This window comes from Mesorhizobium sp. B2-4-6 (assembly GCF_006442775.1).
Lineage (GTDB): Bacteria > Pseudomonadota > Alphaproteobacteria > Rhizobiales > Rhizobiaceae > Mesorhizobium.
The window spans coordinates 1-24,502 of the sequence record NZ_VFVI01000025.1 but is presented as its reverse complement, the minus strand read 5'-3'; the positions used below and the strand labels follow the sequence as shown (position 1 = coordinate 24,502).

The 24,502-nt window shown below is 64.6% G+C and carries 20 protein-coding genes; 15 read left to right on the top strand and 5 right to left on the bottom strand.

Annotation, left to right across the window (positions count from 1 at the left end; genetic code table 11):
• On the bottom strand, nt 1-845 hold an 845-nt coding region (locus tag FJ957_RS31140), incomplete at its 3' end, for a VCBS domain-containing protein (RefSeq protein WP_246686018.1).
• A gap of 651 nt (nt 846-1,496) precedes the next feature.
• Entirely contained in the window at nt 1,497-2,990 is a 1,494-nt protein-coding gene (locus FJ957_RS31135) for an ATP-binding protein (RefSeq protein WP_140837327.1), read from the bottom strand.
• 231 nt (nt 2,991-3,221) lie between these two features.
• On the opposite strand from FJ957_RS31135, the gene FJ957_RS31130 reads away from it, so the two are divergent.
• Nucleotides 3,222-3,476, top strand: coding sequence for a hypothetical protein (locus FJ957_RS31130; RefSeq protein ID WP_140837325.1), 255 nt, complete (start codon nt 3,222-3,224; stop codon nt 3,474-3,476).
• A gap of 260 nt (nt 3,477-3,736) precedes the next feature.
• Here the strand turns inward: FJ957_RS31130 and FJ957_RS31125 are convergent, their stop codons facing one another.
• Entirely contained in the window at nt 3,737-4,222 is a 486-nt protein-coding gene (locus FJ957_RS31125; RefSeq protein ID WP_140837323.1) for a hypothetical protein, read from the bottom strand.
• Between the two features lie 274 nt (nt 4,223-4,496).
• Between FJ957_RS31125 and FJ957_RS31115 the strand changes: the two genes are divergently transcribed.
• Nucleotides 4,497-4,862: a RidA family protein gene (locus tag FJ957_RS31115; protein WP_140837319.1), complete on the top strand. Its 366-nt coding sequence runs from the start codon at nt 4,497-4,499 to the stop codon at nt 4,860-4,862.
• A 31-nt stretch (nt 4,863-4,893) separates the two neighbouring features.
• Nucleotides 4,894-6,117 carry an amidohydrolase/deacetylase family metallohydrolase gene (locus FJ957_RS31110; RefSeq protein WP_140837317.1) on the top strand — a complete coding sequence of 408 codons (1,224 nt, stop codon included), beginning with the start codon at nt 4,894-4,896 and terminating at the stop codon, nt 6,115-6,117.
• A 213-nt stretch (nt 6,118-6,330) separates the two neighbouring features.
• Here FJ957_RS31110 and FJ957_RS31105 read toward each other — a convergent pair whose 3' ends face one another.
• Complete coding sequence (locus FJ957_RS31105) at nt 6,331-8,118, bottom strand: NAD(P)/FAD-dependent oxidoreductase (RefSeq protein WP_140837315.1); 1,788 nt, start codon at nt 8,116-8,118, stop codon at nt 6,331-6,333.
• A gap of 208 nt (nt 8,119-8,326) precedes the next feature.
• On the bottom strand, nt 8,327-9,274 hold the full coding sequence (locus FJ957_RS31100; RefSeq protein ID WP_140837313.1) for a MurR/RpiR family transcriptional regulator: 948 nt from the start codon (nt 9,272-9,274) through the stop codon (nt 8,327-8,329).
• 273 nt (nt 9,275-9,547) lie between these two features.
• Here FJ957_RS31100 and FJ957_RS31095 point away from each other — a divergent pair, with 273 nt between their 5' ends.
• The 12 genes from FJ957_RS31095 (at nt 9,548) to FJ957_RS31035 (ending at nt 24,176) form a co-directional block, all read left to right on the top strand.
• Nucleotides 9,548-10,375: an ABC transporter ATP-binding protein gene (locus tag FJ957_RS31095; RefSeq protein ID WP_140837311.1), complete on the top strand. Its 828-nt coding sequence runs from the start codon at nt 9,548-9,550 to the stop codon at nt 10,373-10,375.
• Nucleotides 10,372-11,223, top strand: coding sequence for an ABC transporter permease (locus tag FJ957_RS31090; protein ID WP_140837309.1), 852 nt, complete (start codon nt 10,372-10,374; stop codon nt 11,221-11,223). Before FJ957_RS31095 ends, FJ957_RS31090 begins: the two co-directional genes overlap by 4 nt.
• Nucleotides 11,224-11,288: 65 nt before the next feature.
• On the top strand, nt 11,289-12,461 hold the full coding sequence (locus FJ957_RS31085) for an ABC transporter substrate-binding protein (protein WP_140837307.1): 1,173 nt from the start codon (nt 11,289-11,291) through the stop codon (nt 12,459-12,461).
• 151 nt (nt 12,462-12,612) lie between these two features.
• Nucleotides 12,613-13,704, top strand: coding sequence for a Gfo/Idh/MocA family oxidoreductase (locus FJ957_RS31080; RefSeq protein WP_140837305.1), 1,092 nt, complete (start codon nt 12,613-12,615; stop codon nt 13,702-13,704).
• Nucleotides 13,705-13,815: 111 nt separating this feature from the next.
• Complete coding sequence (locus FJ957_RS31075) at nt 13,816-15,252, top strand: amidase (protein ID WP_140837301.1); 1,437 nt, start codon at nt 13,816-13,818, stop codon at nt 15,250-15,252.
• 738 nt (nt 15,253-15,990) lie between these two features.
• A complete protein-coding gene (locus tag FJ957_RS31065; protein WP_036257910.1) occupies nt 15,991-16,080 on the top strand; it encodes a K(+)-transporting ATPase subunit F in 90 nt (29 codons plus the stop codon).
• Between the two features lie 21 nt (nt 16,081-16,101).
• Nucleotides 16,102-17,805, top strand: coding sequence for a potassium-transporting ATPase subunit KdpA (gene kdpA, locus FJ957_RS31060; protein WP_140837299.1), 1,704 nt, complete (start codon nt 16,102-16,104; stop codon nt 17,803-17,805).
• A complete protein-coding gene (locus FJ957_RS31055; RefSeq protein WP_246686017.1) occupies nt 17,789-18,043 on the top strand; it encodes a hypothetical protein in 255 nt (84 codons plus the stop codon). The genes kdpA and FJ957_RS31055 overlap by 17 nt, the downstream gene beginning before the upstream one ends.
• Nucleotides 18,040-20,133 (top strand): potassium-transporting ATPase subunit KdpB, encoded by a 2,094-nt coding sequence (gene kdpB, locus FJ957_RS31050; RefSeq protein WP_140837297.1) that lies wholly within the window; start codon nt 18,040-18,042, stop codon nt 20,131-20,133. Before FJ957_RS31055 ends, kdpB begins: the two co-directional genes overlap by 4 nt.
• A 12-nt stretch (nt 20,134-20,145) precedes the next feature.
• The gene (kdpC, locus tag FJ957_RS31045; RefSeq protein ID WP_140837295.1) at nt 20,146-20,709 is read left to right on the top strand and encodes a potassium-transporting ATPase subunit KdpC; all 564 of its coding nucleotides are present in this window, start codon (nt 20,146-20,148) and stop codon (nt 20,707-20,709) included.
• A 54-nt stretch (nt 20,710-20,763) separates the two neighbouring features.
• A complete protein-coding gene (locus tag FJ957_RS31040; RefSeq protein ID WP_140837292.1) occupies nt 20,764-23,487 on the top strand; it encodes a sensor histidine kinase KdpD in 2,724 nt (907 codons plus the stop codon).
• Entirely contained in the window at nt 23,484-24,176 is a 693-nt protein-coding gene (locus tag FJ957_RS31035; protein ID WP_140837289.1) for a response regulator transcription factor, read from the top strand. Before FJ957_RS31040 ends, FJ957_RS31035 begins: the two co-directional genes overlap by 4 nt.
• Nucleotides 24,177-24,502 lie beyond the last annotated feature (326 nt).

Sequence of the window (24,502 nt, the reverse complement as noted above, 5' to 3'; positions counted from 1 at the left end):
TTGCCGCCGGTGTTCTGCGCCGCGTTGCTCTCGGTCAGCTCCGCCGTGCTCGTGCCGGTGATCACCGCCGCGTCGTTGGTGCCGTGGATGGTGACGGTGAGCACCTTTGTGGTGCCGTCCGCGGTGGCCACCGTGATGCTGTCGGTATAGTCCTGGCCGCCCACGAACTCGTTGTGGGCATTGTTCATGGCGTAGGTCCAGGTGCCGTCGGCCGCGATCGAGAACTTGCCGTAGCCGTTGCTGCCGTCGGCATTGGTCTGCGTCACGAAGTCGGCCGAGCTGTCCACGTCGGTGGCGTCGAGCTTGCCGCCGGTGTTCTGCGCCGCGTTGCTCTCGGTCAGCTCCGCCGTGCTCGTGCCGGTGATCACCGCCGCGTCGTTCACACCATTGATCACCACCGACAGCGTACCCACGCTGAGCGTGCCGTTCGACATCTTGATCGTGTATTGGATCGTGTCCGTAAAGTGCTCTCCAGCACCTAGCGCGTTGATCAGGGGGGCTACAGCGGTCGCGTCGTAATGAATCTTGTTGTCACTTCCGATCCAGAATTTCGCGCCATTTGCGCTGGTTTCGGCGAATTGAATTCCCGCTTGATCCTGGATCAGCAGATCCTTGTTGTAGTCGGCGAACGCCTTGTTGGTGACGATGATCCCAGCCCCTCCGTCGTCGTTCTTGACGCCGTCATCCACCGAATAGATCGTCGTCTTGGTCCCGCCACCGCTTGCCGCAAGCACGTCGAACGTGAACTGAAGGCTGCCGTCCTCTGTGCCGGATTGCGTCAGATCGGCGGCTGCACCCGAATTCGAAAACGTGACGGTCGAACCTGAAACTGTCGTAGTCGCCATTGCCAATTTCCCCCTGTGATCCTTTTGCGAACAATGGAAATGTTCGCCCCAACGGTTACTGCTGATCCTGGCGCGCGCACTCCGCAGTCGCCACAGGCGCATGTTCTTGCCTGCGGCGGTTGGTCAGGACCAAGCCACTCTGATTGACCGAGAAGACTTCTCTCTTTGAGATCTCTTTGAGAGACAAAAACCCACCCCGAGCGCTTGCGCGCTCGCTCCCCAACACTCCTAGCTGGCGCGCCCCCCTCGGTCGCCGCAATCGCGGGACAGGCATACCTATAGTCAGGTATATTAGCTTTTTATGATTTGGAAACCATAACGGGATATATATTGCCGCGTAATATTAACGATTCATTAGACATTTAACAAATCTGCCACCCCACCGATTGATGCCTGTGTCCCTCAAAGTGGGCTGCGATTTGGAGCGAATGATATGCATCAAAACAACGACTTAAAGTGCGCGGGCCCGAGTCCGTTTCGGCGCGGCGTGATTTGATGGCGCAGCGTTGACTTCGCCATCGCTCGGTCGCTGGCATTTCTGTTGGAAAATTTTATCGGAACATGTAGTGCCGCGTGCGCTAGACAAATCGGGCTGGCCGTCAACCAATGGCGCAAAGGCCGCCAGAGCCTGGTCGCCAGCGTCTTCCGATGTCAGCCAGCCAGGCTGTCCTGCCCAGCGGCATTGGGGTCGCCCGGCGCGGTCGCCCAGGCGAGTTCGACCAGCGTCACCGTGCGCCGGCCCACGCCGTCGACCTGGCAGACGATGAGGCCTTGCTCCTCGATATAGTCGAGCAGCCGGCGCGCGCGGCGCAGCGAATGCGAGCCGTAGGCCCGCGCGATCGCCGCGTCGCTCGGGCAGGGCCACCCTTCCTTGGCGGCGCGCGCGATCATCATGAACACGCCCTGCATGTCCTCGGGCAGCAACGAGGCGCGCACGGAAACGTCGCGCCAGGCGTCGTCCTCGGCCATATCGGAGCCGACGCCGGCGCGGGCGCGCGTCAGCATGCGGCGGAACTCCGGCAGATCGGGCACCACGGAGGCGAGCCCCTCGATGCGGCAGCGAACGACGAACTCCTGGTAGAGCACGCCGATGACGCGGAACCCGGCATCCGGCTCGGCCAGGATGGCGCGCAGGATGCGGTCCATCCGCTCGCGCCGCTCGGCGAGATCCTCGGCGCTGGGCTGCGGCTCCGCCGGCTCGGGGCGGATGTCCAGCGGCGCGGCCTTGGCCGCCATCAGCTGGTCGAGCAGATCGGGCGAAGGCCGGCGCTGCGGCCTGACCGTCTCCGGCGGCGGCGCGGCAAGAATGATCGCGCGCGCATCCTCGAGCGCGGCTCCCGGCATCGGCATCAGACGCGGCGTGCCGTTGCGCGGGCTGGTTTCGGTCTGGCCGATGCGCACGCTGAGCGGACGGCGCGACAAGGCGGGCCCAAGCGCCATGAAGTGCCCGCGCTCCAGGTCGCGGAAAGCTTCGGCCTGACGCCGCTCCATGCCGAGCAGGTCGGCGGCGCGCGCCATGTCGATATCTAGGAAGGTCCGGCCCATCAGGAAGTTGGAGGCTTCCGCCGCGACGTTCTTGGCGAGCTTCGCCAGCCGCTGCGTGGCGATGATGCCGGCAAGCCCGCGCTTGCGGCCGCGGCACATCAGATTGGTCATGGCGCCCAGCGAGAGCTTGCGCGCCTCGTCCGAAACCTCGCCGGCGGCGGCGGGCGCGAAGAGTTGCGCCTCGTCCACCACCACCAGCATCGGATACCAATGGTCGCGCGCGACCTCGAACAGCCCGCCGAGGAAGGCCGCGGCGCGCCGCATCTGGTTCTCGGCGTCGAGCCCTTCGAGGTTGAGCACCGTCGAGACGCGATGGATGCGCGCCCGCTCGCCCGCCGCCTGCAGGCCGCGCTCGGTATGCTCCTCCGCGTCGATCACCAGATGGCCATAGCGTTCACCCAGAGACACGAAGTCGCCTTCGGGGTCGATGATCGTCTGCTGCACCCAGGGCGCGCTCTGTTCGAGCAGCCGGCGCAGCAGATGCGACTTGCCGGAGCCCGAATTGCCCTGCACCAGCAGACGGGTCGCCAGCAACTCCTCCAGGTCGAGAGCCGCCGGCGCGCCCGCCGTCGTCTGCCCCATTTCGATTGCAACGGTCATGTCTCGACTCGGATCGTCTCCCTGCGCGCGACGGGCTTACCAACCTAAGCGCGGTGCGTCGAGCATGGGTCGCAGCCGTCGGCTCGGTGTTCCACACGTATGGGCGGGCGTCCCTGGCGCGAATGGCGGCTGGCTGTCGCCAGCCGCACTGGTCGGACCACCATTTCACTGGCGCAATCCAACCATTGGCGTATCATATTTTTTGGGAGGGTTCATGGCAGGAGGAGGCCAATGAACGTCGCTGCGGAAGTGCCCGTCATGGACCCGACGGTGCAAGATCTTGTTTCGTCTGCTCTTTCGAAATTTCGCGCCGGCGACACCGTCTCGACACGGGCGATGCTCGACGTCATCCGCCGATCCGACCCGGCCTGCCAGAACAGCGACGACCATCTGATCGAACTGATCGTCATGGCTGCCGTTGGTAAGACCATGGGCGTCGTCTTCGATCACCGCTCCCCGGACGAACGCTCATCGCTTCTGTCATAGGCCGCCGATTGGCCCCAACGTCGTCATCTTGGTGCGTAGCGACGCGAAGCGGGAGCGAAGACCCAAGGATCCTGTGCCATTCAGCCTGCCGAAGAATGCCTGCGGTGCCAAAGCCTGCACCGCTGCGACGCCTCGAAGGTCACGGCATAGGATCCTCGTGTCCGCGCGGCCGTTCCGCCCTAGGATGACGAACTGACCGGCGCTTCGGCTAATCTCCACAATGGTCGATTTTACCAACGCCGGCGCTGTCCGACGGGCCGCTAGCTTCCCAGCGGATGCGGCATATAGCCGACAAAACCGGCGATCTTCCAGCGGCCGCCAACCTTGCGGCAGAAATAGAGCGTCTGCCATTTGAGCCGGTCGACGCCGCCATCGGCCTTGGCGACCGAGCCGTCGAACTTCTTGTGCAGCACCGCGCGGTCGCCATCGACATCGATGTCGCGCATGTTGGTGATGCGGAACAGCGCTTCGCGCAGCGGTTCGGCGAATTTCGTCGCCGCGGTTTCCTTGGCCTGCCGCAACCATTCGTCGCGATAGACCTCCAGCCTCGGGAATTGCAGCCTCCAGGCATCGGCATTGTTGAGGAAATGCGCGTGCATGCCGAAGAAGCTTTCGGCGATGAAATCGTCCTCGACCATCGACCAGTCCTGACCGAGGAAAGCATCGATATCGCGCCGCACCAGCATTTCCCAAAGCGCGTGGCGGTCGGCATCGCCCTCCGGAAACGGATTCTTGTCTAAGGTCATGCTGGATCTCTCCTCTCGCAAGCAATTCCAGGAAAAGTGCGTAGCGGTTTTCCGTCCGGAATTGCGCAAAAACAAAATAGAGCGCGCCGGCCGCCGGCGGGTCGCCCCACCTGGTGCCGCAGCGGCGTCGAGCGCAAGATGCTCAGGCTTCTGTAATAAAGCAACATGAGTTTCGAAAAAATGTTGCTTTCCGACATTGCCTCTAGGAGGATCGTGCCGACAAGCGTAGACGGCTATGTGAACGGTCCCGCTCGATCGCCAGGAGGAGGCTCACTTGCCCAAGCAATGCTATGGAAAATCGCATGTTCCGCTCTCGCCCGCCGTGCGCGCCGGCGATTTCGTCTATGTCTCCGGCCAGGTGCCGGTGGGCGGCGACGGGCTCGTGGTCAAGGGCGGCATCGCCGAGCAGACCGAGCAGGTGCTGCAGAACATCAAGGCGGCGCTGGCGCTCGCCGGCTGCACAATGGACGATGTGGTGAAGACCACCGTCTGGCTGGAGGATGCGCGCGATTTCGGCACGTTCAACACCGTTTATGCAAAGCATTTCCCGCAGGATCCGCCGGCGCGCACCACCGTCGAATCCCGCCTGATGATCGACATCAAGATCGAGGTCGAGGCGGTCGCCTACCGGCCGCTCTGATCGCGAACACGCAGCAGCAGGGAGTGCCCCGATGCAGTTCGATCTCCTGATCAAGGGCGGGCGCGTCATCGATCCCGCATCGGGCCTGGACGCGCAACGCGACGTCGCCATCGCCGGTGGGCGTGTTGCGGCAATCGAGGCCGCCATCGATGCCGAACATGCCACGCAGGTGGTCGACGCCAGGGATTGTATCGTCGCGCCCGGCCTCGTCGATCTGCACAGCCACGTCTATTGGGGCGGAACCTCGCTCGGCGTCGATGCCGACCGGCTCGCCGCCAAGAGCGGCACCACCACCTTCATCGACGCCGGCAGCGCCGGCGCCGGCAATTTCCTCGGCTTTCGCCGCCATGTTATCGAGCGCTCGAAGGTCCGCATCCTCGCTTACGTCAACATCTCCTTCGCCGGCATTTTCGGATTCTCGAACACCGTGTCTGTCGGCGAATGCAGCGACCTCAGGCTTTGCGAGCCGCGCGAGACGGTTGCCGCGGTACGCGAGCACGCCGACGTCGTCGTCGGCGTCAAGGTGCGTTCCGGCAAGCATGCCGGCGGTTCAAGCGGCATCGCTCCGGTGGACCTGGCGTTGGAGGCCGCCGACAAGGCCGGCCTGTCGCTGATGGCGCATATCGACGAGCCGCCGCCGGGACGCTCGGAAGTGCTGCCCAGGCTGCGCCGCGGCGACATCCTCACCCATTGCTTCCGCCCCTTCCCCAACGCGCCGGTCTTCGCCTCCGGCGCGGTGCGGCCGGACATGCGCCTCGCCCGCGAGCGCGGCGTCATCTTCGACATCGGCCACGGCATGGGCTCCTTCGACTTCGAGGTCGCCAAGGCGATGCTGGCCGAAGGCCTGGCTCCCGACGTCATCTCGAGCGACGTGCATCTCTATTGCGTCGACGGCCCGGCCTTCGACATCCTGGTCTGCATGTCGAAGCTCATGGCGCTCGGCATGCCGCTGGTCGAGGTACTGCGCGCGGCGACCATGAATCCCGCGCAAGCGATTGCCCGGCCCGAGCTCGGTGCGCTGAAGGTCGGCGGCATCGGCGATGTCGCGGTGCTGAAGTTGCAGCCGGGCCGCTTCACCTTCGTCGACGCTGTCGGAGCGTCACTGGTCGCGGACCAGCGTCTGGTCTCCAACGGCATCGCCATCGGCGGCAAATGGTGGCCGAACGAGGCGCCCGACCACAATGAGACCGAGCGCTTCGAGGCGCCTGCGCACCACACGCATGTGGATGTGGCGGCGAGGCATTTCGGGCGGTGACTGGTTGATCTCCCCCTAGGGGGAGATGCCCGGCAGGTTTCGGCGGCTTCGCGTTGAGCAGCGCCTTCCCCCACTCCGTCGCTGCTTCGCAGCACCACCTCTTCCCCTCCGGAGGGAGAGGAAGGGAGCCAGCTGGAATAAGCGCGCGCCGTCCTCTCCCCCGTCGATCGGGGGAGAGGTGTCGAGCGAAGCTCGACGGAGTGGGGGTCGACCTTACCTCGCGTTGCTCGGCTCGCCGTAAACAGGCGTCGCAATCCCTTCCATCCGCGCCTTGAGCTGCAGCGCCACATATTTCGAATAGAAGCGCGACAGCGCCAGGTTGCCGCCGTGGAACCACAGCGCTTCCTGCGCCGTCGGCTTCCACATGTTGCGCAATTCGCCCTGCCATGGCCCCGGATCGCCCTTGACGCCGGAGCCGAGGCCCCAGCACGGGCCGACCTTGTCGGCGACCTCGCGCGAGACGATCCCCGCAACCGTCTCGTTCATCGACTGGTAGCCGGTGCAGCAGACGATGGCATCGACGGCGAGCTCGCTGCCGTCCTCGAACAGGATGCCGTTCGGCGTCAGCGTCTTGATGCCGACGCCGCTCTTGACCTTGATCTCGCCGTTCAGGATCAGCTCGCAGGCGCCGACATCGATGTAATAGCCGGAGCCTGTCCGGTAGGCCTTCATCAACAGCCCGGTCTCGTCCTCGCCGAAATCGATGGCGAAGCCGCTGTCGCTGAGCCGTTTGTAGAAATCCGCGTCTCGCGCCCGGATCGCGTCGTAGAGCGCGCGCTGGCCCTTCGGCACCAGCGCGAAGGGCGTCGAGGCCACGATCATGTCGGCCTTGTCGGTGGTGATGCCCCGGGCCAGCGCCTTCTCCGAAAAGATCTCGAAGCCGACATCCATCAGCGTGTCGGATTTCACCACGGTCGTCGGCGAACGCTGGACCATGGTGACCTTGGCGCCCGCTTCCCAGAGATCGACGCTGACATCGTGCCCCGAACTTGCAGCGCCGATCACCGCGACGCGCTTGCCGCGGAATTTCTCGCCGCTGGAATACTGGCTGGAATGGAGGAGCTCGCCCTTGAAGCTGTCCGTGCCCGGCAATTCGATCGGCCACGGCGGACCATAGGCGCCGGTGGCGAAGACGATGTGCTTCGGCTTCAGCGTGACGCGCTGGCCGACGCGGTCGACCACCACCGTCCACACCTTTTCGGCCTCGTCATAGGCGGCGCTGATGCATTTGGTGGCCACCCAATAGTTCAACTCCATGACGCGGGTATACATTTCCAGCCAGTCGCCCATCTTGTCCTTGGGCGTGAACACCGGCCAGTTTTCCGGGAACGGAACATAGGGCAGATGGTCGTACCAGACGGGGTCGTGCAGCACGAGTGAACGGTAGCGGTTGCGCCAGGAATCGCCGGCGCGCGCGTTCTTCTCGATGACAAGGGTCGGAACGCCCAGTTGCCGCAGCCGGGCGCCCAGCATGATGCCGCCCTGCCCGCCGCCGAGCACCAGGCAATAGGGCTGCTCGCGCACGCCGAGGTCGCGGGCCTCGCGCGCCCTGGCTTCCGCCCAGGTTTCGCGCTCGGGGTCGGCCTTGTGGCGGATGCCGAGCGGCCGGGCCGGGCCTTTCCGCTCCTCGAAACCCTTGAGTTCGCTCATCGCCGTGAACAGCGTGCGGCAGCGGCCGTCCTTGACCCGTACGATCCCCTCGCCGCGCGCCACCGTCGTCTCGAAGCTGAACCAGGCTTCGACGGTGCCGTCGTCGACGCCTGGCTCTCCGGTCAGGTGCCAGTGCGACGGCTGCGCCAGGTCGAGCGTGGCCTTCAGCATCGCGCGGATCTCGGCCTGCCCCTCCATGGTCTTGATGTTCCATGTGAAGGTCAAAAGATCGCGCCAGTAGCAATCCTCGACGAAGAGACCGGTCGCCGCCTCGATATCGCCGGCCTCGAGCGCCCGGCCGAACGAGCCGAGCCAGGTAGCCGCCTGTTGCGATGGTGCGATGTCGAGCATTTTTGTCCTTCCCTCCGAATATAATCGAACGACACGGCCACCTTTGTCGACCTTGTCGAAACTCGCCTTGAGGCGGTCGAGATTCAGGCCAGGCCGAGTCGAAAATGGTGGGTCCCGAGAACCGGAGCGGAGCGTACTTAGGTACGTGAGCACCGGAAGCGCAGGAAACCGCCATTTGGAGGCCGGCCTCACCTGAATATCGGTTGCCTCAATCCCCCAGCGGCTCCATCTCCTTGCCGGTCCGGTGGATCTGGGCGTTGTATTTGATCCGGCGCACCGTTTCGCGCGCAGGGCCGTCGATCCTGTAGGCGGTTGCCACCGCAAGCAGATCGATGGCCGCCAGGAAAGCATAGCGCGACGCCGTCGGCTTCAGCGTGTCGGGATATTCGGGAACAGCCATCGTCAGCCGCACATCGCAGACGCGCGTCAGTTCGGTATCCGGCGCCGTCACGCAGATCGCGTTGGCGCGGTAATGCTTGGCGAGCTCCACCGCTTCGATCACCTCGCGCGTGCGCCCCGTTGCCGAAATCGCGATCACCAGATCGCCAGGCCTCAATGTCGAGGCGGTCATGCGCATCAAATACGGATCGCATTGCGCGCTGATGGTGATGCCGTAGCGGAACAGGCGGTATTGCGTCTCCTGCGCCAGCGCCGACGAACTGCCGCCTAGGCCGAATACCGTCACCTGCCGCGCCTTGGCGATCAGTTCCGCCGCCTTCTGCAACTGTCCCGGATCGATTTGCCTTTCCGCCTCTTGCAGCGCGCGACGCGCCTCGCCGAACACCGCGTTCCAGAACGGCATGCCGCTGTCGCCGTTCGCGGGTTGCGGCTTGGTGGCGAGGTAGAGCGCGCCGACGACCAGACTCTGCGCCAGCTTCAGCTTGAAATCGCGCACGCCTTCGCAGCCGATGGCGCGGCAGAAGCGGGTGACCGTCGGCTCGCTGACCCCGGCGCGCTGGGCAAGCGCGGCGTTGGAAGCGTCGACCGCATATTTGACGTCGTCGAGCACGACGTCGGCGACGCGGCGCTCGGCCGGCCGCATCTCCGCATAGCTGTCCTTCACCTGCGAGATGATATCGGGAATGCGCCGGAGGTGGTCGTGCCGCTCGTCGTCCTCGTCGGTCGCTCGCAACGCCTGGCTGTCAGCTTCGGTCATTCGCCAAGTCCTCCCCAGCCCGCTTCTGGAACTATCTTCGCGATTATCCGCCCGCTAGCCATAGGCAATCAACCGAAACAAGTATGTAGGAAAGTAACACGCACGGCAAGAGATCATAAAATTGATAAAAATCAGCTGTTTATATAAAATATGATTGAACCTGATTGCTTCCGCCATCTGTCCCCGCTTGACAGTAAAGTAGGATAGTTACAGACTGATTTCGCGGACAGATGGGGCCTCCGGCAACGCATCGCGCAGTCTCCGAGGGGGAGCATGAGTACGGCAAGCGCAAGAACGCCGAAGCTCGGCGTGCAGGCAGCGACCAAGGTCTACCAAACGGCATCAGGCGATCTTCTGGCGCTGGATCGCTGCAGCCTTGATGTGCAATCCAACGAGATCGTTTCGATCGTCGGCCCCTCCGGCTGCGGCAAGACCACGCTGTTGTGGTCGATGTCGGGCCTGCATCGGCTGACAGGCGGCTCCATCCTGCTCGACGGCAAGGAGATCACCGGCCCTCGTCCCGAAATCGGCATCGTCTTCCAGGAAGCGAACCTCCTGCCCTGGCGCAATCTCGACGCCAACATCAACTTCCCTTTCGAGATCAAGGGCGAGAAACCCGATCGCGCCTGGATCGCGCATCTGTTGAACCGCGTCGGGCTCGACGGCTTCGGCGGCAAGTTCCCGCGTGAGCTTTCAGGCGGCATGCAGCAGCGCGCCGCGATCGTGCGCGCGCTGGCGCTGAAACCTTCGGTCCTGCTGATGGATGAGCCCTTCGGGGCCCTCGACAGTTTCACCCGCGAAGAGATGAACCGCCTCGTCGAGGAGATCTGGCTCGACACCAAGACCACCATCGTCTTCATCACCCACAGCATCGAGGAAGCGATCTTCCTCTCCGACCGCGTCGTGGTGCTGACGACGCGGCCCGGCCGCGTCGCCAAGGTCTACGACGTGCCGTTCCCGCGGCCGCGCTCGCTGGAAATCATGGCGACGAAGGAGGTTTTCGACCTCACCAACAAGATCAAGATGGATATCGTCGGCGAGCGCGTCCGGCCGAGCGCGCCGGGGCGGCCGTCGGCCGAAATCGTGAGGATCAGGCCGTGAGCGGGGGCGACGCCATTCCGGAATTCTCAAAGGCGAAGTCAGGCGGCGACGGCCAGGATGTCAGCCTGACCAATCTTTCGGCCTTCGCCAGCGGCCCCGGCATCAAGTCCGGCACCGAAGTGGCGGCGATCCTCGCCGTGGCGGTGGTAATCATAGGCGGCATAGAGCTGGCGCTGCGCATCTTCCACGTGCCGCAATACATCATGCCGCCGCCGAGCTCTATCGCCTACGCTTTGTTCGACGAGTTCCCGCTGATCGCGCCGCATCTCGGCTACACGCTGGTCGAGCTCGTCTCGGGCTTCGCCATCGGCGCCATGGTCGGCCTGGTGATGGCGGCGGTGATCACCCAGTTTCCCTTCGCCGAAAAAATCGTGGCGCCCTACATTCTGATCCTCGTCACCACGCCGATGCTGGCGCTGGTACCGCTGCTCATCCTGCGCTTCGGCTTCGGCTATACGCCGCGCATCATCGCCGTGGCCTTGGCCGCCGGCCCGATGGTGATGATCAACGCCGCGACCGGCTTCCGCCGCGTCGACAGCGCCAAGATCGCCTTGGCCCGCTCCTATGGCGCCAGCACACTGCAGATCTTCTGGAAGATCCGCGCGCCGATGGCGTTGCCGATGATCCTGGTCGGGCTGATGATCGGTGCGATCTTCGGGCTGCTCACCGCCGTCGGCGCCGAGATGGTCGGCGGCGGCTTCGGCCTCGGCAACCGGCTGACCTCCTATTCGTCGATGATCCAGATGCCGCAATTCTTCGCGGTGGTGCTGATCCTGTCGACACTCGGCATCCTGATCTACGTGCTGTTCTTCCTGATCGGCAAGAAATGGGCGAGCTGGGAAACATAAGCGCGAAAGGATGAGGTCGCCCGGGAGGCGGGCGAAGGCAAGCGATCAACAAAAAGGGGAATGCCATGACCAACGAAAGCTCATTCGACACATCGACAAGAGCCGGCATCAGCCGCCGCTACTTCCTGCAGGTGACGGCGGCCGGCGTCGTGACCGCCACCGCGCTCGGCGCGTCTGGCTTGAAGGCCAGGGCGGCGGCCTATGAGAAATTCACCTGGATCTCGCCGCGCGGCACGCTCGAGGTGCTGGACGACTATCCCTACTGGTCGGCCAAGAAGGCCGGCTATTTCGGCGACCTCGCCACCGACATGCAGCCGGGCCCGTCGGATGGCACCGCGACGGTGAAGTTCGTCGATGTCGGCCAGGCCGACATGGGCTTCCCCTCGCCCGGCGTCTTCTCCTTCGCCATCCAGAACGGCATGAAGCTGAAGTCCGTCTTCCACATGGGCGCGCGCGACACTTTCAGCATCGCCTTCCGCAAGGGCGAGGGATCGAATGACCTGAAGAAGCTGGAAGGCAAGACCATCCTGCTCGGCTCCGCCGCGTGGCAGGCGATCGTCGATCCGTTGCTGGCGGCCCAGGGCGTCGACATCAAGAAGGTGAAATATGTCGAGGCCGGCTGGCCGACCTGGGGCACCGCGCTTGCCGGCGGCCAGGGCGATGCGGCGCTCTCCTGGGAGGGGCTGCGCGCCGAATGGATCGCAAAGGGCCTCGACTTCGAATACTGGCTCGGCGTGCAGAATTCGAAGCTGCCGGCCAACACCTTCGTCGTGCGCGCCGCCGATCTCGAGGACGCCGACAAGAAGGCCTTCCTGGAGAAATATCTGCGCGGCTGGGCGATGGGCCTCGAATTCGGCTACCAGAACCCGCGCGCCGCGGTCGAAGCCGTATTCGAGCAGTTCCCGACCTTGGCCAAGAACCTCGGTCCCGAACTCGGCACCACCTCGATCCTGCAGCAGATCAATGTCTTCCGCGGCGACATGGACAAGCGCGGCGGCTGGGGCTCGCACGACATGGCGAGTTGGCAGGGCTTCTTCGATGAGATCCTCAAGATCGGCCAGATCACCGCGCCGGTGAAGGCCGGGGACGTCTGCACCAACGACCTGATCCCGGCCGCCAACGACTTCGACAAGGCCAAGGTCAAGGCTGACGCCGACGGCGCAAAACTGTCGGAGGGCTTCGCCGCGCTCGACGTCGACAAGATCAAGGCGCATCTGTTCGATTCGGCGGTGAAGTGAAGGGGCTGGCTCCTTTCCTCTCCCTCCGGAGGGGGGAGAGGAAGAGGCCCGGTGATGAGCGCGGCGCTGATCTAAGGTGGATGTCCTGGATAGGCACACGAGCGGCGATCGATCGCCGCCCGTGATTGAGCAAGAAAGTAGGGAGGCTTCGATGGCCGACAAGGTGAGAATTCTGGTGGTGGGTCTGGGCAATATGGGCGCTTCGCATGCCAGCGCCTATCACCGCTCCGATGGCTTCGAGATCGTCGGCATCATGAGCCGCACCATCAAAAGCAACAAGAAGATCCCGAAGGAACTCGCCGGCTACCCGCTCTACGAGGATTTCGACCTGGCGCTGAAAGAAACCAGGCCCGATGCGGTCTCGATCAACAGCTGGCCGAACACGCATGCCGAATATGCGCTGAAGGCGATCGCCGCCAACTGCCATGTGTTCATGGAAAAGCCCCTGGCTACCAACATCGCGGATGCCGAGAAGGTCGTGGCCGCCGCGCGGGCGAAGAACCGCAAGCTGGTGCTGGGCTACATCCTGCGCGTCCATCCGTCCTGGATCAAGTTCATCGAGGTCGGCAAGACGCTCGGCAAGCCGCTGGTGATGCGCCTCAACCTCAACCAGCAGAGCAGCGGCTCCGCCTGGCACTGGCACAAGAACCTGATCGACTCGTTGATCCCGATCGTCGACTGCGGCGTGCACTATGTCGACGTCATGTGCCAGCTGACCGGCGCCAAGCCGGTGCGCGTGCACGGCATCGGCGCAAAACTCTGGGCCGAGGCCGACAAGCAGAATTACGGCCATTTGCACGTCACCTTCGATGACGGTTCGGTCGGCTGGTACGAGGCGGGCTGGGGCCCGATGATGAGCGAGACGGCCTATTTCGTGAAGGACGTGGTCGGCCCCAAGGGCGCGGTCTCGATCGTCGCCGGCCAATCGGGCAGCAGCGCCAAGGACACCGAGGAGGTGTCGGATTCCGCCGACATCGACCGCCACACCAAGACCGACGCGCTAAAGATCCATTATGCGCAGGTCGACGGCGACAAGAATTTTGCCAAGCCCGACGAGATCGTCAGCATGGAAGACGAGCCCGGCCATCAGGAGCTTTGCGACCGCGAGCAGGCTTTCTTCCTGCGCGCCATCCGCGAGGACCTCGATTTGACTGAGCAGATGGATGCCGCGGTGAACAGTCTGCGCATCGTGCTGGCGGCCGAGCAAAGCATCGCGGAAAAGCGCACCGTCGAGCTGGCCTAAAGACATCCGGTCGCCGGCTCTGGAGAAGAAGCCGGCGCCGCCACATCATTGTCGACGAAGACCGCAAGGCTTGGCCCAGCCACCTGCGGGAGCATGAGAGGGGAGAGAGCGATGGCGGCGGTCACCGACAGCCTGTTGAAAACCTATGCCGAATCCGACGCGCTGTCGCTCGCCGGGCTGGTGAAGCGCGGCGAGGTATCACCGGCTGAGCTGGTCGAAGCGGCGATCACCACGATCGAGCGCCTCAACCCGTCGCTCAATGCGGTCATCCATCGTCTCTACGACATGGCGCGCGCCCAGGCGCCGACGGTGGACAAAACCGCGCCCTTCGCCGGCGTGCCCTATCTGCTCAAGGAGCTCGCCTCGTCCTGGACCGGCGCGCCTCTCACCAATTCCTGCCGCTACCTCAAGGACTTCGTCGCCGATTCCGACAGCGAGGTGGTGCGACGCATCAAGGCGGCGGGCCTCATCCTCGTCGGGAAATCCAACGCGCCGGAGAATGGCTGGTCGATCACCACTGAGCCGAAACTCTACGGCACGACGAAGAACCCGTGGAAGGAAGGCATCACGCCGGGCGGCTCGAGCGGCGGCGCTGCTGCGGCGATCGCCTCGCGCATGGTCCCGATCGCCGAAGCCAGCGACGGGGCCGGCTCGATCCGCGTTCCGGCTTCCTGCTGCGGCATTGTCGGCCTGAAGCCATCGCGCGGCCGCGTCAGCCTGGCGCCCTTCGGCGACTATTGGTATGGCGGCGCCTATTTCCTCTGCTGCTCGCGAACGATCCGCGACACCGCCGCCTATCTCGACGCCGTGGCCGGCGCCCTGCCCGGCGACGCCTACACGCCGCCGGTGCCGGCGGACAGCTGGCTCAGCCTTTCCGCGCGAGCGCCGAAGAAACTGCGCATTGGCTTCACCGTCACGCCGCCCAACGGCACGGCGATTGATCCTGACGTCAAGGCAACCGTGCTCTCCACGGTCGCTGCGCTGGAACGTCTCGGCCACGACATCGAGGAGCACGACATGCCGCTCGACGCCGATGCCGTCTGGAAGATCTACACCGACATGACCTGCGTGCAGACTGCTGCAACTTTCGGCTTCCTGGAGACGCTGGTCGGCCGCCCCGTCACGCCGAACGATGTCGAACCGTTGACCTGGGCGATCATCCAGCGCGGCCGCGCGACCAGCGGCATCAAGCATATTTCCGATGTCGAGCAACTGAGGTTGATCGGCCGCGATATCGTCGGCGACCTCAACCCCTATGACATCTTCATCACCCCGACGCTGACGCAACTGCCGCGTCCGCTCGGCTATTACGACATGTCGGAGACCGATCTCGATCGCTACAACGCCAAATGGGGCGACGCGGTCTTCAACTTCCCCTTCAACATCTCCGGCCTGCCGGCGATCTCGCTGCCGCTCGGGCACTCGGCCGACGGCGTGCCGATCGGCGTCCAGCTCGTCGGCCGCTATGGCGACGAGGCGGCGGTGCTGGCGCTTTCCACGCAGTTGGAAGACGCCATGCCGTGGAAGGATCGGCGGCTGGCGCTGTAGGCGATCCTTACCGTTTGGCTTCGAGGGCATAGAGAAGGCCTGGCTGAACGATCCATTCCCCGGTCGCAGCGCCTCGACGTCATATCGCCCGTCCGGATTGCGCGTCGCAACGCCGACATAGCGGTAGCTGCAACCTTGGCCGTCGACCACCGTCTCACGGATTGGGTGGTCGACGAGGCGGCCGATGACCGCTCCCTTGTCCTTCGGATCGGCGAGGATGAAATATTCGATTGGGATGTTTTGGCCCAGCCGCGGAGCCATCCTGAATGGTGCGAAGTGCATTTTGAAGCTCGATTTGGCGCGCGCCGGAATTCGGGCGAGCGGTGACGCCGCGACTAAATAGACGCCCGCTTCATATGAATTCGAGAGGGGATTCTCCGCCGCTTAATATACGCGCTTTTATTCGCGGCCTCCGAGCCACCAAGGGCCGGAAAGAGCTGCGGCCGGGTCGCCCAAAACCCCTATAAAATTCCTATATCTTTCCCATCCCTCCCGTCTCGAACCTTTATGGCGATCAGGTCCATATTTCCATTCGAAGAAACGCTGTGAGCCGCCGTCGCCGCCAAGGTGACGAGCGCTGCGTGCGGTTTTCAGCCCGCCTATGCGGTCTGTGGACACAAGTGGAAAACAAGGAACACCTGCAATGGACCTCATAGTTCTCGGCATCGGGATTTTATTCTTCGCCCTGTCCTTAGCTTACGTCAAAGCCTGCGACAGAATCTGAGAAAGGGCCGCACCATGCTTTTCGACTACATCCTCGGCGGCGCGGTGACCTTGTTCCTGCTTGCCTACCTCACCTACGCGCTGATCCGCCCAGAGCGCTTCTGACCGGCACGCGGAGAGCTCATCATGACCATAAATGGCTGGATACAGATCCTCGTCTATTGCGGGATCTTGGCTTTGCTCGTGAAGCCGCTCGGCTTCTATATGTACCGCGTCTTCAGCGGCGATCGCACCTTGCTGTCGCCGGTGCTCGTCCCTATCGAGCGTGGCCTCTATCGCCTCGCCGGCACGAGCGACAGGGAAGAACAGCACTGGGCCGTCTACGCGACGGGCATGCTGCTCTTCAATCTCGCTGGCCTGCTTTTCCTTTACGCGCTGCAGCGGCTGCAGGGCGTGCTGCCCTACAATCCCGCGGGCATGACCGCGGTCGACCCGCAGCTGGCCTTCAACACCGCCGCCAGCTTCATCACCAACACCAACTGGCAGAACTATGGCGGCGAGAGCACGATGTCCTACCTCGTGCAGATGGCCGGCCTCACCGTCCAGAACTTCGTCTCGGCCGCTACCGGTATTGCCATCGCGATCGCCTTGATCCGCGGCTTCGCCCGCGCCTCCGGCAAGTCGATCGGCAATTTCTGGGTCGACCTCACCCGCTGCACGCTCTACGTGCTCCTGCCGCTCTGCATCGTGCTGACGCTTGCCTATGTGTGGCTCGGCATCCCGCAGACCCTTGGGCCGTATGTCGATGCCACCACGCTGGAAGGCGCCAAGCAGACGATCGCGCTCGGGCCGGTCGCGTCGCAGGTCGCCATCAAGATGCTCGGCACCAATGGCGGCGGCTTCTTCAACGCCAACGCCGCGCATCCGTTCGAGAATCCGGACGCCATCTCCAACCTGATCCAGATGCTGTCGATCTTCGCGCTCGGCGCCGGCCTTACCAATGTCTTCGGCCGCATGGTCGGCAGTGAGCGCCAAGGCTGGGCGATCCTCGCCTCGATGGGCGTGCTGTTCCTCGTCGGCGTCGCCGTCTGCTACTGGGCCGAGGCCGCCGGCAACCCTCTGGTCCATGCGCTCGGCATCGACGGCGGCAACATGGAAGGCAAGGAGACGCGCTTCGGTATCGCCGCCTCGGCGCTGTTCGCCGTCATCACCACGGCCGCCTCCTGCGGCGCCGTCAACGCCATGCACGATAGTTTCACAGCGCTCGGCGGCATGATCCCGCTGATCAACATGCAGCTCGGCGAAGTCATCGTCGGCGGTGTCGGCGCCGGCTTATACGGCATCCTGATGTTCGTCGTCGTCGCCGTCTTCGTCGCCGGCCTGATGGTCGGCCGCACGCCGGAATATCTCGGCAAGAAGATCGAGGCCAGGGAGGTCAAGATGGCGATGCTTGCCATCCTGTGCCTGCCGCTGGCGATGCTGGTCTTCACGGCCATCGCCGTTGTCCTGCCGAGCGCCGTGGCCTCGATGGCCAATGGCGGTCCGCACGGCTTCACCGAGGTGCTCTACGCCTATACTTCGGCCGCCGCGAACAACGGCTCGGCCTTCGGTGGGCTCTCCGGCAACACGCCCTGGTATAATCTGACCATGGCGGTCGGCATGCTGATGGGCCGCTTCCTGGTCATCATCCCGGCTTTGGCCATCGCCGGCTCGCTGGCCGCCAAGAAGACCGTGCCTGCCTCCGCCGGCACCTTCCCGACCGACGGCACGCTGTTCGTCGGCCTGCTGATCGGCGTCATCGTCATCGTCGGCGGCCTCACCTTCTTCCCGTCGCTCGCCGTCGGTCCGATCGTCGAGCATCTGGCGATGATCCATGGACAGACCTTCTGAGATGACCATGCCCCGCTTCAACGACATACGTCGCAACGACCGTCACCAGACCGGCGACGGAGCGCCCGACAACGGAAGGGACGAGAAGCCTCGTCCTTTCCCGACCCTTTCGACCTTTCTCGGCATGGCGGCCGTGCTGCTCGTGCTGTGGCTGCTGGCCATCGGCCTTCCGCGCCTTTTCCCGAAGACCGAACACCCGGCGCCGTCCAACATGACCGATACTGGAGCCCAAAAATGAGCCAGTCCAAATCCGCTGTTATCATGGATGCGCGCATCCTGGTGCCCGCGATCGGCGGCGCCTTCCGCAAGCTTGATCCGCGCACGCTGGTCAAGAATCCGGTGATGTTCGTCGTTGCGGTCGTCTCGCTGCTGACCACCGTGCTTTTCATCCGCGATCTGATCGCCGGCGGCGGCGACCTCGGTTTCACGCTGCAGATCATCATCTGGCTGTGGTTCACCGTGCTGTTCGCCAATTTCGCCGAGGCGGTGGCCGAGGGCCGCGGCAAGGCGCAGGCCGACTCGCTGCGCAAAGCGCGCACCGAAACCCAGGCCAAGCTGCTCACCAACGGCGACCGCACCAAATTCAAGATGGTGCCGGGCACCAGCTTGAAGGTCGGCGATGTCGTGCTGGTCGAGGCCGGCGACATCATCCCATCCGACGGCGAGGTGATCGAAGGCGTGGCCTCGGTCAACGAAGCGGCGATCACCGGCGAATCCGCGCCCGTCATCCGCGAATCCGGCGGCGACCGTTCGGCCGTCACCGGCGGCACCCAGGTCCTGTCCGACTGGATCCGCGTGCGCATCTCCGCCGCGTCCGGCCAGACCTTCCTCGACCGTATGATCTCGCTGGTCGAGGGGGCGGAGCGCCAGAAGACGCCGAACGAGATCGCGCTCAACATCCTGCTTGTCGGCATGACGCTGATCTTCGTGCTGGCTACCGCGACCATCCCGAGCTTCGCCTCCTATTCGGGCGGCTATATCTCGGTGACGATCCTCGTTGCGCTCTTCGTGACGCTGATCCCGACCACGATCGGCGCTCTGCTGTCGGCCATTGGCATCGCCGGCATGGACCGCCTCGTGCGCTTCAACGTGCTCGCCATGTCCGGCCGCGCCGTCGAGGCCGCCGGCGACGTCGACACGCTGCTCCTCGACAAGACCGGCACCATCACGCTCGGCAACCGCCAGGCGACCGAGTTCCGCCCGGTCAAGGGCGTCACCGAGCAGGAGCTGGCCGATTCAGCACAGCTTGCCTCGCTGGCCGACGAGACGCCGGAAGGCCGCTCGATCGTCGTGCTCGCCAAGGAGAAATACGCCATCCGCGCCCGCGACATGGCAACCTTGCACGCGGCCTTCGTGCCCTTCACCGCGCAGACCCGCATGAGCGGCGTCGACATCGACGGTTCGTCGGTGCGCAAGGGCGCGGTCGATGCTGTGCTCAATCACGTGAACCAGGCGACCGTCGCCGCCCATGGCACGCGCCCGACGACCGAAACGATCCGCGACCTGCAGGCGATCGCCGACGAGATCGCCAAGGCCGGCGGCACGCCGCTGGCGGTCGAGCGCGACGGCCGCCTGCTCGGCGTCGTCCACCTCAAGGACATCGTCAAGGGCGGCATCCGCGAGCGTTTCGCCGAGCTGCGCAAGATGGGCATCCGCACGGTGATGATCACCGGCGACAACCCGCTCACCGCGGCTGCCATCGCCGCCGAAGCCGGCGTCGACGACTTCCTCGCCCAGGCGACGCCCGAGAACAAGCTGTCGCTGATCCGCGAGGAGCAGGCCAAGGGCAAGCTGGTCGCCATGTGCGGCGACGGCACCAACGACGCGCCGGCGCTGGCCCAGGCCGATGTCGGCGTCGCCATGAACACCGGCACCGTCGCCGCGCGCGAGGCCGGCAACATGGTGGACTTGGACTCCGACCCGACCAAGCTGATCGAGATCGTCGAGATCGGCAAGGCGCTGTTGATGACGCGCGGCTCGCTCACGACCTTCTCCATCGCCAACGACGTGGCCAAGTACTTCGCCATCATCCCGGCGATGTTCGCGGTCTTCTACGTGGCGACCGGCCAGTCCACCGGTCCGCTGCAGGCGCTCAACGTCATGCATCTGGCGACGCCGCAGAGCGCCATCCTGTCGGCCATCATCTTCAACGCGCTGATCATCATTGCGCTGATCCCGCTGTCGCTGAAGGGCGTCAAATATCGCGCCATCGGGGCGGGCTCGCTGCTCACCCGCAATCTGCTGATCTATGGCCTCGGCGGCATCGTCGTGCCGTTCGTCGGCATCAAGGCGATCGACCTGATCGTCACGGCCCTCGGCCTCGCATAAGGATTTGCCCCGATGTTCAAGCAACTCAGACCCGCTTTTGTCATGATCGTCTTCTTCACCGTGCTGACCGGCCTCGTCTATCCGATCGGCATGACCGGCATCGCCCAGGCGCTGTTTCCGAGCCAGGCCAATGGCAGCCTTATCGAAAAGGACGGCAAGGTCATCGGCTCCAGCCTGATCGGCCAGGTTTTCGCCAGCGACCGCTATTTCCACGGCCGGCCGTCGGCGGCCGGTGACGGTTACAACGCCGCCTCCTCCGGTGGCTCGAATCTCGGCCCGACCAATCCCAAGCTCATCGACCGCATCAAGGGTGACGCTGCGAAGCTGAAGGCCGAGAATTCGAACCAGCCGGTGCCCATGAACCTCGTCACCACCTCGGGCAGCGGCCTCGATCCCGACATCAGCCCGGAGGCCGCCTATTTCCAGGTGGTGCGCGTCGCCAAGGTCCGCGCCATGGACGAGGCCAAGGTGAAGGCGCTGGTCGACAGCCATGTCGAGGACCGCGAGCTTGGCGTCCTCGGCGAGCCGGTGGTCAACGTGCTGGCGCTGAACCTGGCGCTGGACGAGCTGAAGTAACCCGCCCGCGCCGGGGATCGACACGATCCCCGGCGCAATTCATGATTGGACCTGATGCCCGACGACAGGACCGACCCTAAGAACCGACCCTCCCCCGACGCGCTCCTCGAGCATGCCGAGCGCGAGGGCCGTGGCCGCCTGCGCATATTTCTCGGCGCTGCGCCCGGCGTCGGCAAGACCTACGAGATGCTGATGGCGGGCCGCGCCCGCCGCGCCGACGGCATCGATGTCGTGATCGGCATTGTCGAGACTCATGGCCGCAAGGAAACCCAGGCCCTGATCGACGGCTATGAGGTGATCCCGCGCCGCCTGGTCGAGTATCGCGACCAGACGCTCGACGAGATGGACATCGACGCCATCCTGAAGCGGCGCCCTGCGCTGGTGCTGGTCGACGAGCTTGCCCACACCAACGCGCCCGGCAGCCGGCATCCCAAACGCTATCTCGATGTGCAGGAGATCCTGGCGCAAGGCATCGACGTCTACACCACGCTCAACATCCAGCATGTCGAAAGCCTGAACGACGTCGTCGCCCAGATCACCCGCGTCCGGGTGCGCGAGACGGTTCCCGATTCCGTCATCGACGAGGCCGACGACATCGAGATCATCGACCTCACACCCGACGACCTGATCAAACGCCTGCAGGACGGCAAGGTCTATTTCCCCAACACCGCGCAGCGCGCGATCGAGAATTACTTTTCACCGGGCAATCTGACGGCGCTGCGCGAGCTGGCCCTGCGCCGCACCGCCCAGCGCGTCGACGAGCAGCTGCTCAACCACATGCAGTCGCATGCCATTCCGGGCCCATGGGCGGCCGGCGAGCGGGTTCTCGTCTGCGTCGACTCGCAACCTGGCGGGGCGGCCCGCATCCGCTATGCGCGCCGGCTCGCCGACCGGCTGCGCGCGCCCTGGACGGCGCTGCACGTGGACACGCCGCGGCTCGCCGGCCTCTCCGAGGAGGACAAGGACCGCCTGGCCAGGAACCTGCGCCTTGCCGAACAGCTCGGCGCCGAGATCGCCACCATTCCCGGTCAGAACGTCGCCCAGGACATCGTGCGCCACGCGACGGCGAACAATTTCACCCATATCGTCGTCGGCAGGCCGACCCGCTCGCGCTGGCGCGAGCTGATCGAGGGCTCGCTCACCTACGACCTGATCCGCAATGCCGGCGACATCAGCGTCCATGTCATTTCAGGCGCCGAGCGCGATGGCGACACACCGTCGGCACGGGTCAAGGCCGCGCCCGAGCAGAAGCCTTTCCAGATCTGGCCCTATCTGTTCTCGACGGCCTATGTCGCCGGCGCGCTGGCCGTCAGCTCGATCCTCGACCAGTTCCTCGACGTCCGCAATCTTGCCAGCGTCCTGCTTCTGGCGGTGCTGACTGCGGCCGTGACGTTCGGGCTCTGGCCGGCGCTCTATGCGTGTTTTCTCAGCGCGCTTGCCTTCAATTTCTTCTTCCTTGAGCCGCGCTACACGCTGACGATCAGGGATCCGGAAAGCATCGTCGCCTTCACCGTCTTCCTCGTCGTCGCCGTGATCGCCAGCAATCTGACGGCGCGCGTGCAGCGGCAGGCGGTTGCCGCCCGCTCGCGGGCACGCGCCACCGAGGACATCTACTCCTTCTCCAAGAAGCTCGCCGGCGCCGGCACGCTCGACGACGTGCTGTGGGCCACCGCCTTCCAGATCGCCTCGATGCTGAAAGTCCGCGTCGTGCTGCTCCTGCCGGAAAACGGCACTATCACCGTCAAGGCCGGCTATCCGCCGGACGACACGCTGGCCGAAGCCGATATCGCGGCCGCCCGCTGGGCCTGGGAGCACAACCGTGCCGCCGGCCGCGGCGCCGACACCTTGCCTGGCGCAAAACGCCTCTATCTCCCCCTGCGGACGGGGCGCACCGCGATCGGCGTGGTCGGCCTCGACAACGACAAGCAAGGGCCCCTGCTGACGCCCGAGCAGCAGCGGCTGCTCGACGCCCTGGCCGACCAGGCAGCGGTCGCCATCGAGCGCGTCCAGCTCGTCGCCGATGTCGACCGCGCCAGGCTGGCCGCCGAAGCGGACCGCTTGCGCTCGGCGCTGCTCACCTCGATCTCGCATGACTTGAAGACGCCGCTTGCCGCGATCATGGGTGCGGCCGGCACCCTGAAGGAATTCGCGCCGGCGCTGCCGGAAAGCGATCGCGCCGAACTTCTGGCGACGGTCGTCAGCGAAGCGGAGCGGCTGAACCGCTTCATCGCCAATCTGCTCGACATGACCAGGATCGAGTCGGGCGCGATGGAGCCAAACCACGCATTCCACTATGTCGGCGACGTCGTCGGATCGGCGCTGAACCGGGCGCGGAAGATCACCGCCGAACACAGAATAGAAACCGACATTCCGGCCGACCTGCCGATGCTGCGGCTCGATCCCGTTCTGTTCGAGCAGGCATTGTTCAACCTCCTCGACAATGCCGCCAAATACGCCTCGCCCGGCTCGGCCATCCGGCTGCAGGCCTGGGTCGACAACGGCGCCGTCATCTTGCAGGTGATGGACGAGGGATCGGGCATTCCGCCCGACGATCTGGAGCGGATATTCGACACCTTCTACCGCGTGCGCAAGCGCGACCAGGTGCGCGCCGGCACCGGTCTCGGCCTGTCGATCAGCCGCGGCTTCATCGAGGCGATGGGCGGCACCATCGCGGCGGCCAACCGCACCGATCGTCCGGGCGCGATCTTCACCATCCGCATGCCGGTGCCGGCTGAGTTGCCGGCGCTCGGCGCACCCCTTACGGACGACGCGGCATGACAAACCAGACCGTTTCCATCCTGGTCGTCGACGACGAACCGCCGATCCGCAAACTGCTGCGCGTCGGCCTCGGCAGCCAGGGCTACGCGGTCTCCGAGGCGCCTAACGCCAAGGCGGCGATCGAACTCATGCAGGCCGAACGGCCCGATCTTATCCTGCTCGATCTCGGTCTGCCCGGCATGACCGGCCTCGAGCTGCTCGGCAAATGGCGCGGCGATGGCCTCGACGTTCCCGTCGTCATCCTGTCCAGCCGCACCGACGAGGCCGGTATCGTCGCCGCGCTCGAGCTTGGCGCCGATGACTATGTGACCAAGCCTTTCGGCATGAACGAGCTGGTCGCGCGCATTCGCGTGGCGCTGCGCCACAAATTCCAGCAGCAGGGCGAGAAGCCGGTGTTCCACACCGGAGACCTTTCCGTCGACCTGGTGAAGCGCATCGTCAAGGTCGAGGACAAGGAAGTGAGACTGTCGCCCAAGGAATACGACATCCTGCGCATGCTCGTGCAATATGCCGGCAAGGTGCTGACGCACCAGTTCCTGATGAAGCAGATCTGGAACGACTCCACCGACGTCCAGTATCTGAGAGTCTATGTGCGCCAGCTGCGGCAGAAGATCGAGAAGACGCCGGACCAGCCGCGCTACATCATCACCGAGACCGGCGTCGGCTACCGTCTGCGCGAGGTGGAGTAGCGAGGCAAACCGTGGTGGTTGGCCGAAGCCTTCCAACCTCGTCATCCCTGGGCGGAGCAGCCGCGAAGCGGCGTCGCCGAGACCCTGGGATCCATTCCGTAACCTGGATTGTAGAGCGCAGCGGTGCAGAATTCTGCACCGTGAGCGGCGCTCCTATGTCACGGAATGGATCCTCGGGTCTGCGCCGCGTCGCTTCGCTCCTTGCTTCGCCCGTGGATGACGAAGCGTTCAGCCGGCCGGTCTCCGACAAACTAGATGTTTGATCCCAGGCTTTGATGGGGCATCCTTATCTTCCGAATCAAAGGATGCGCTATGGGCCAGGTTCT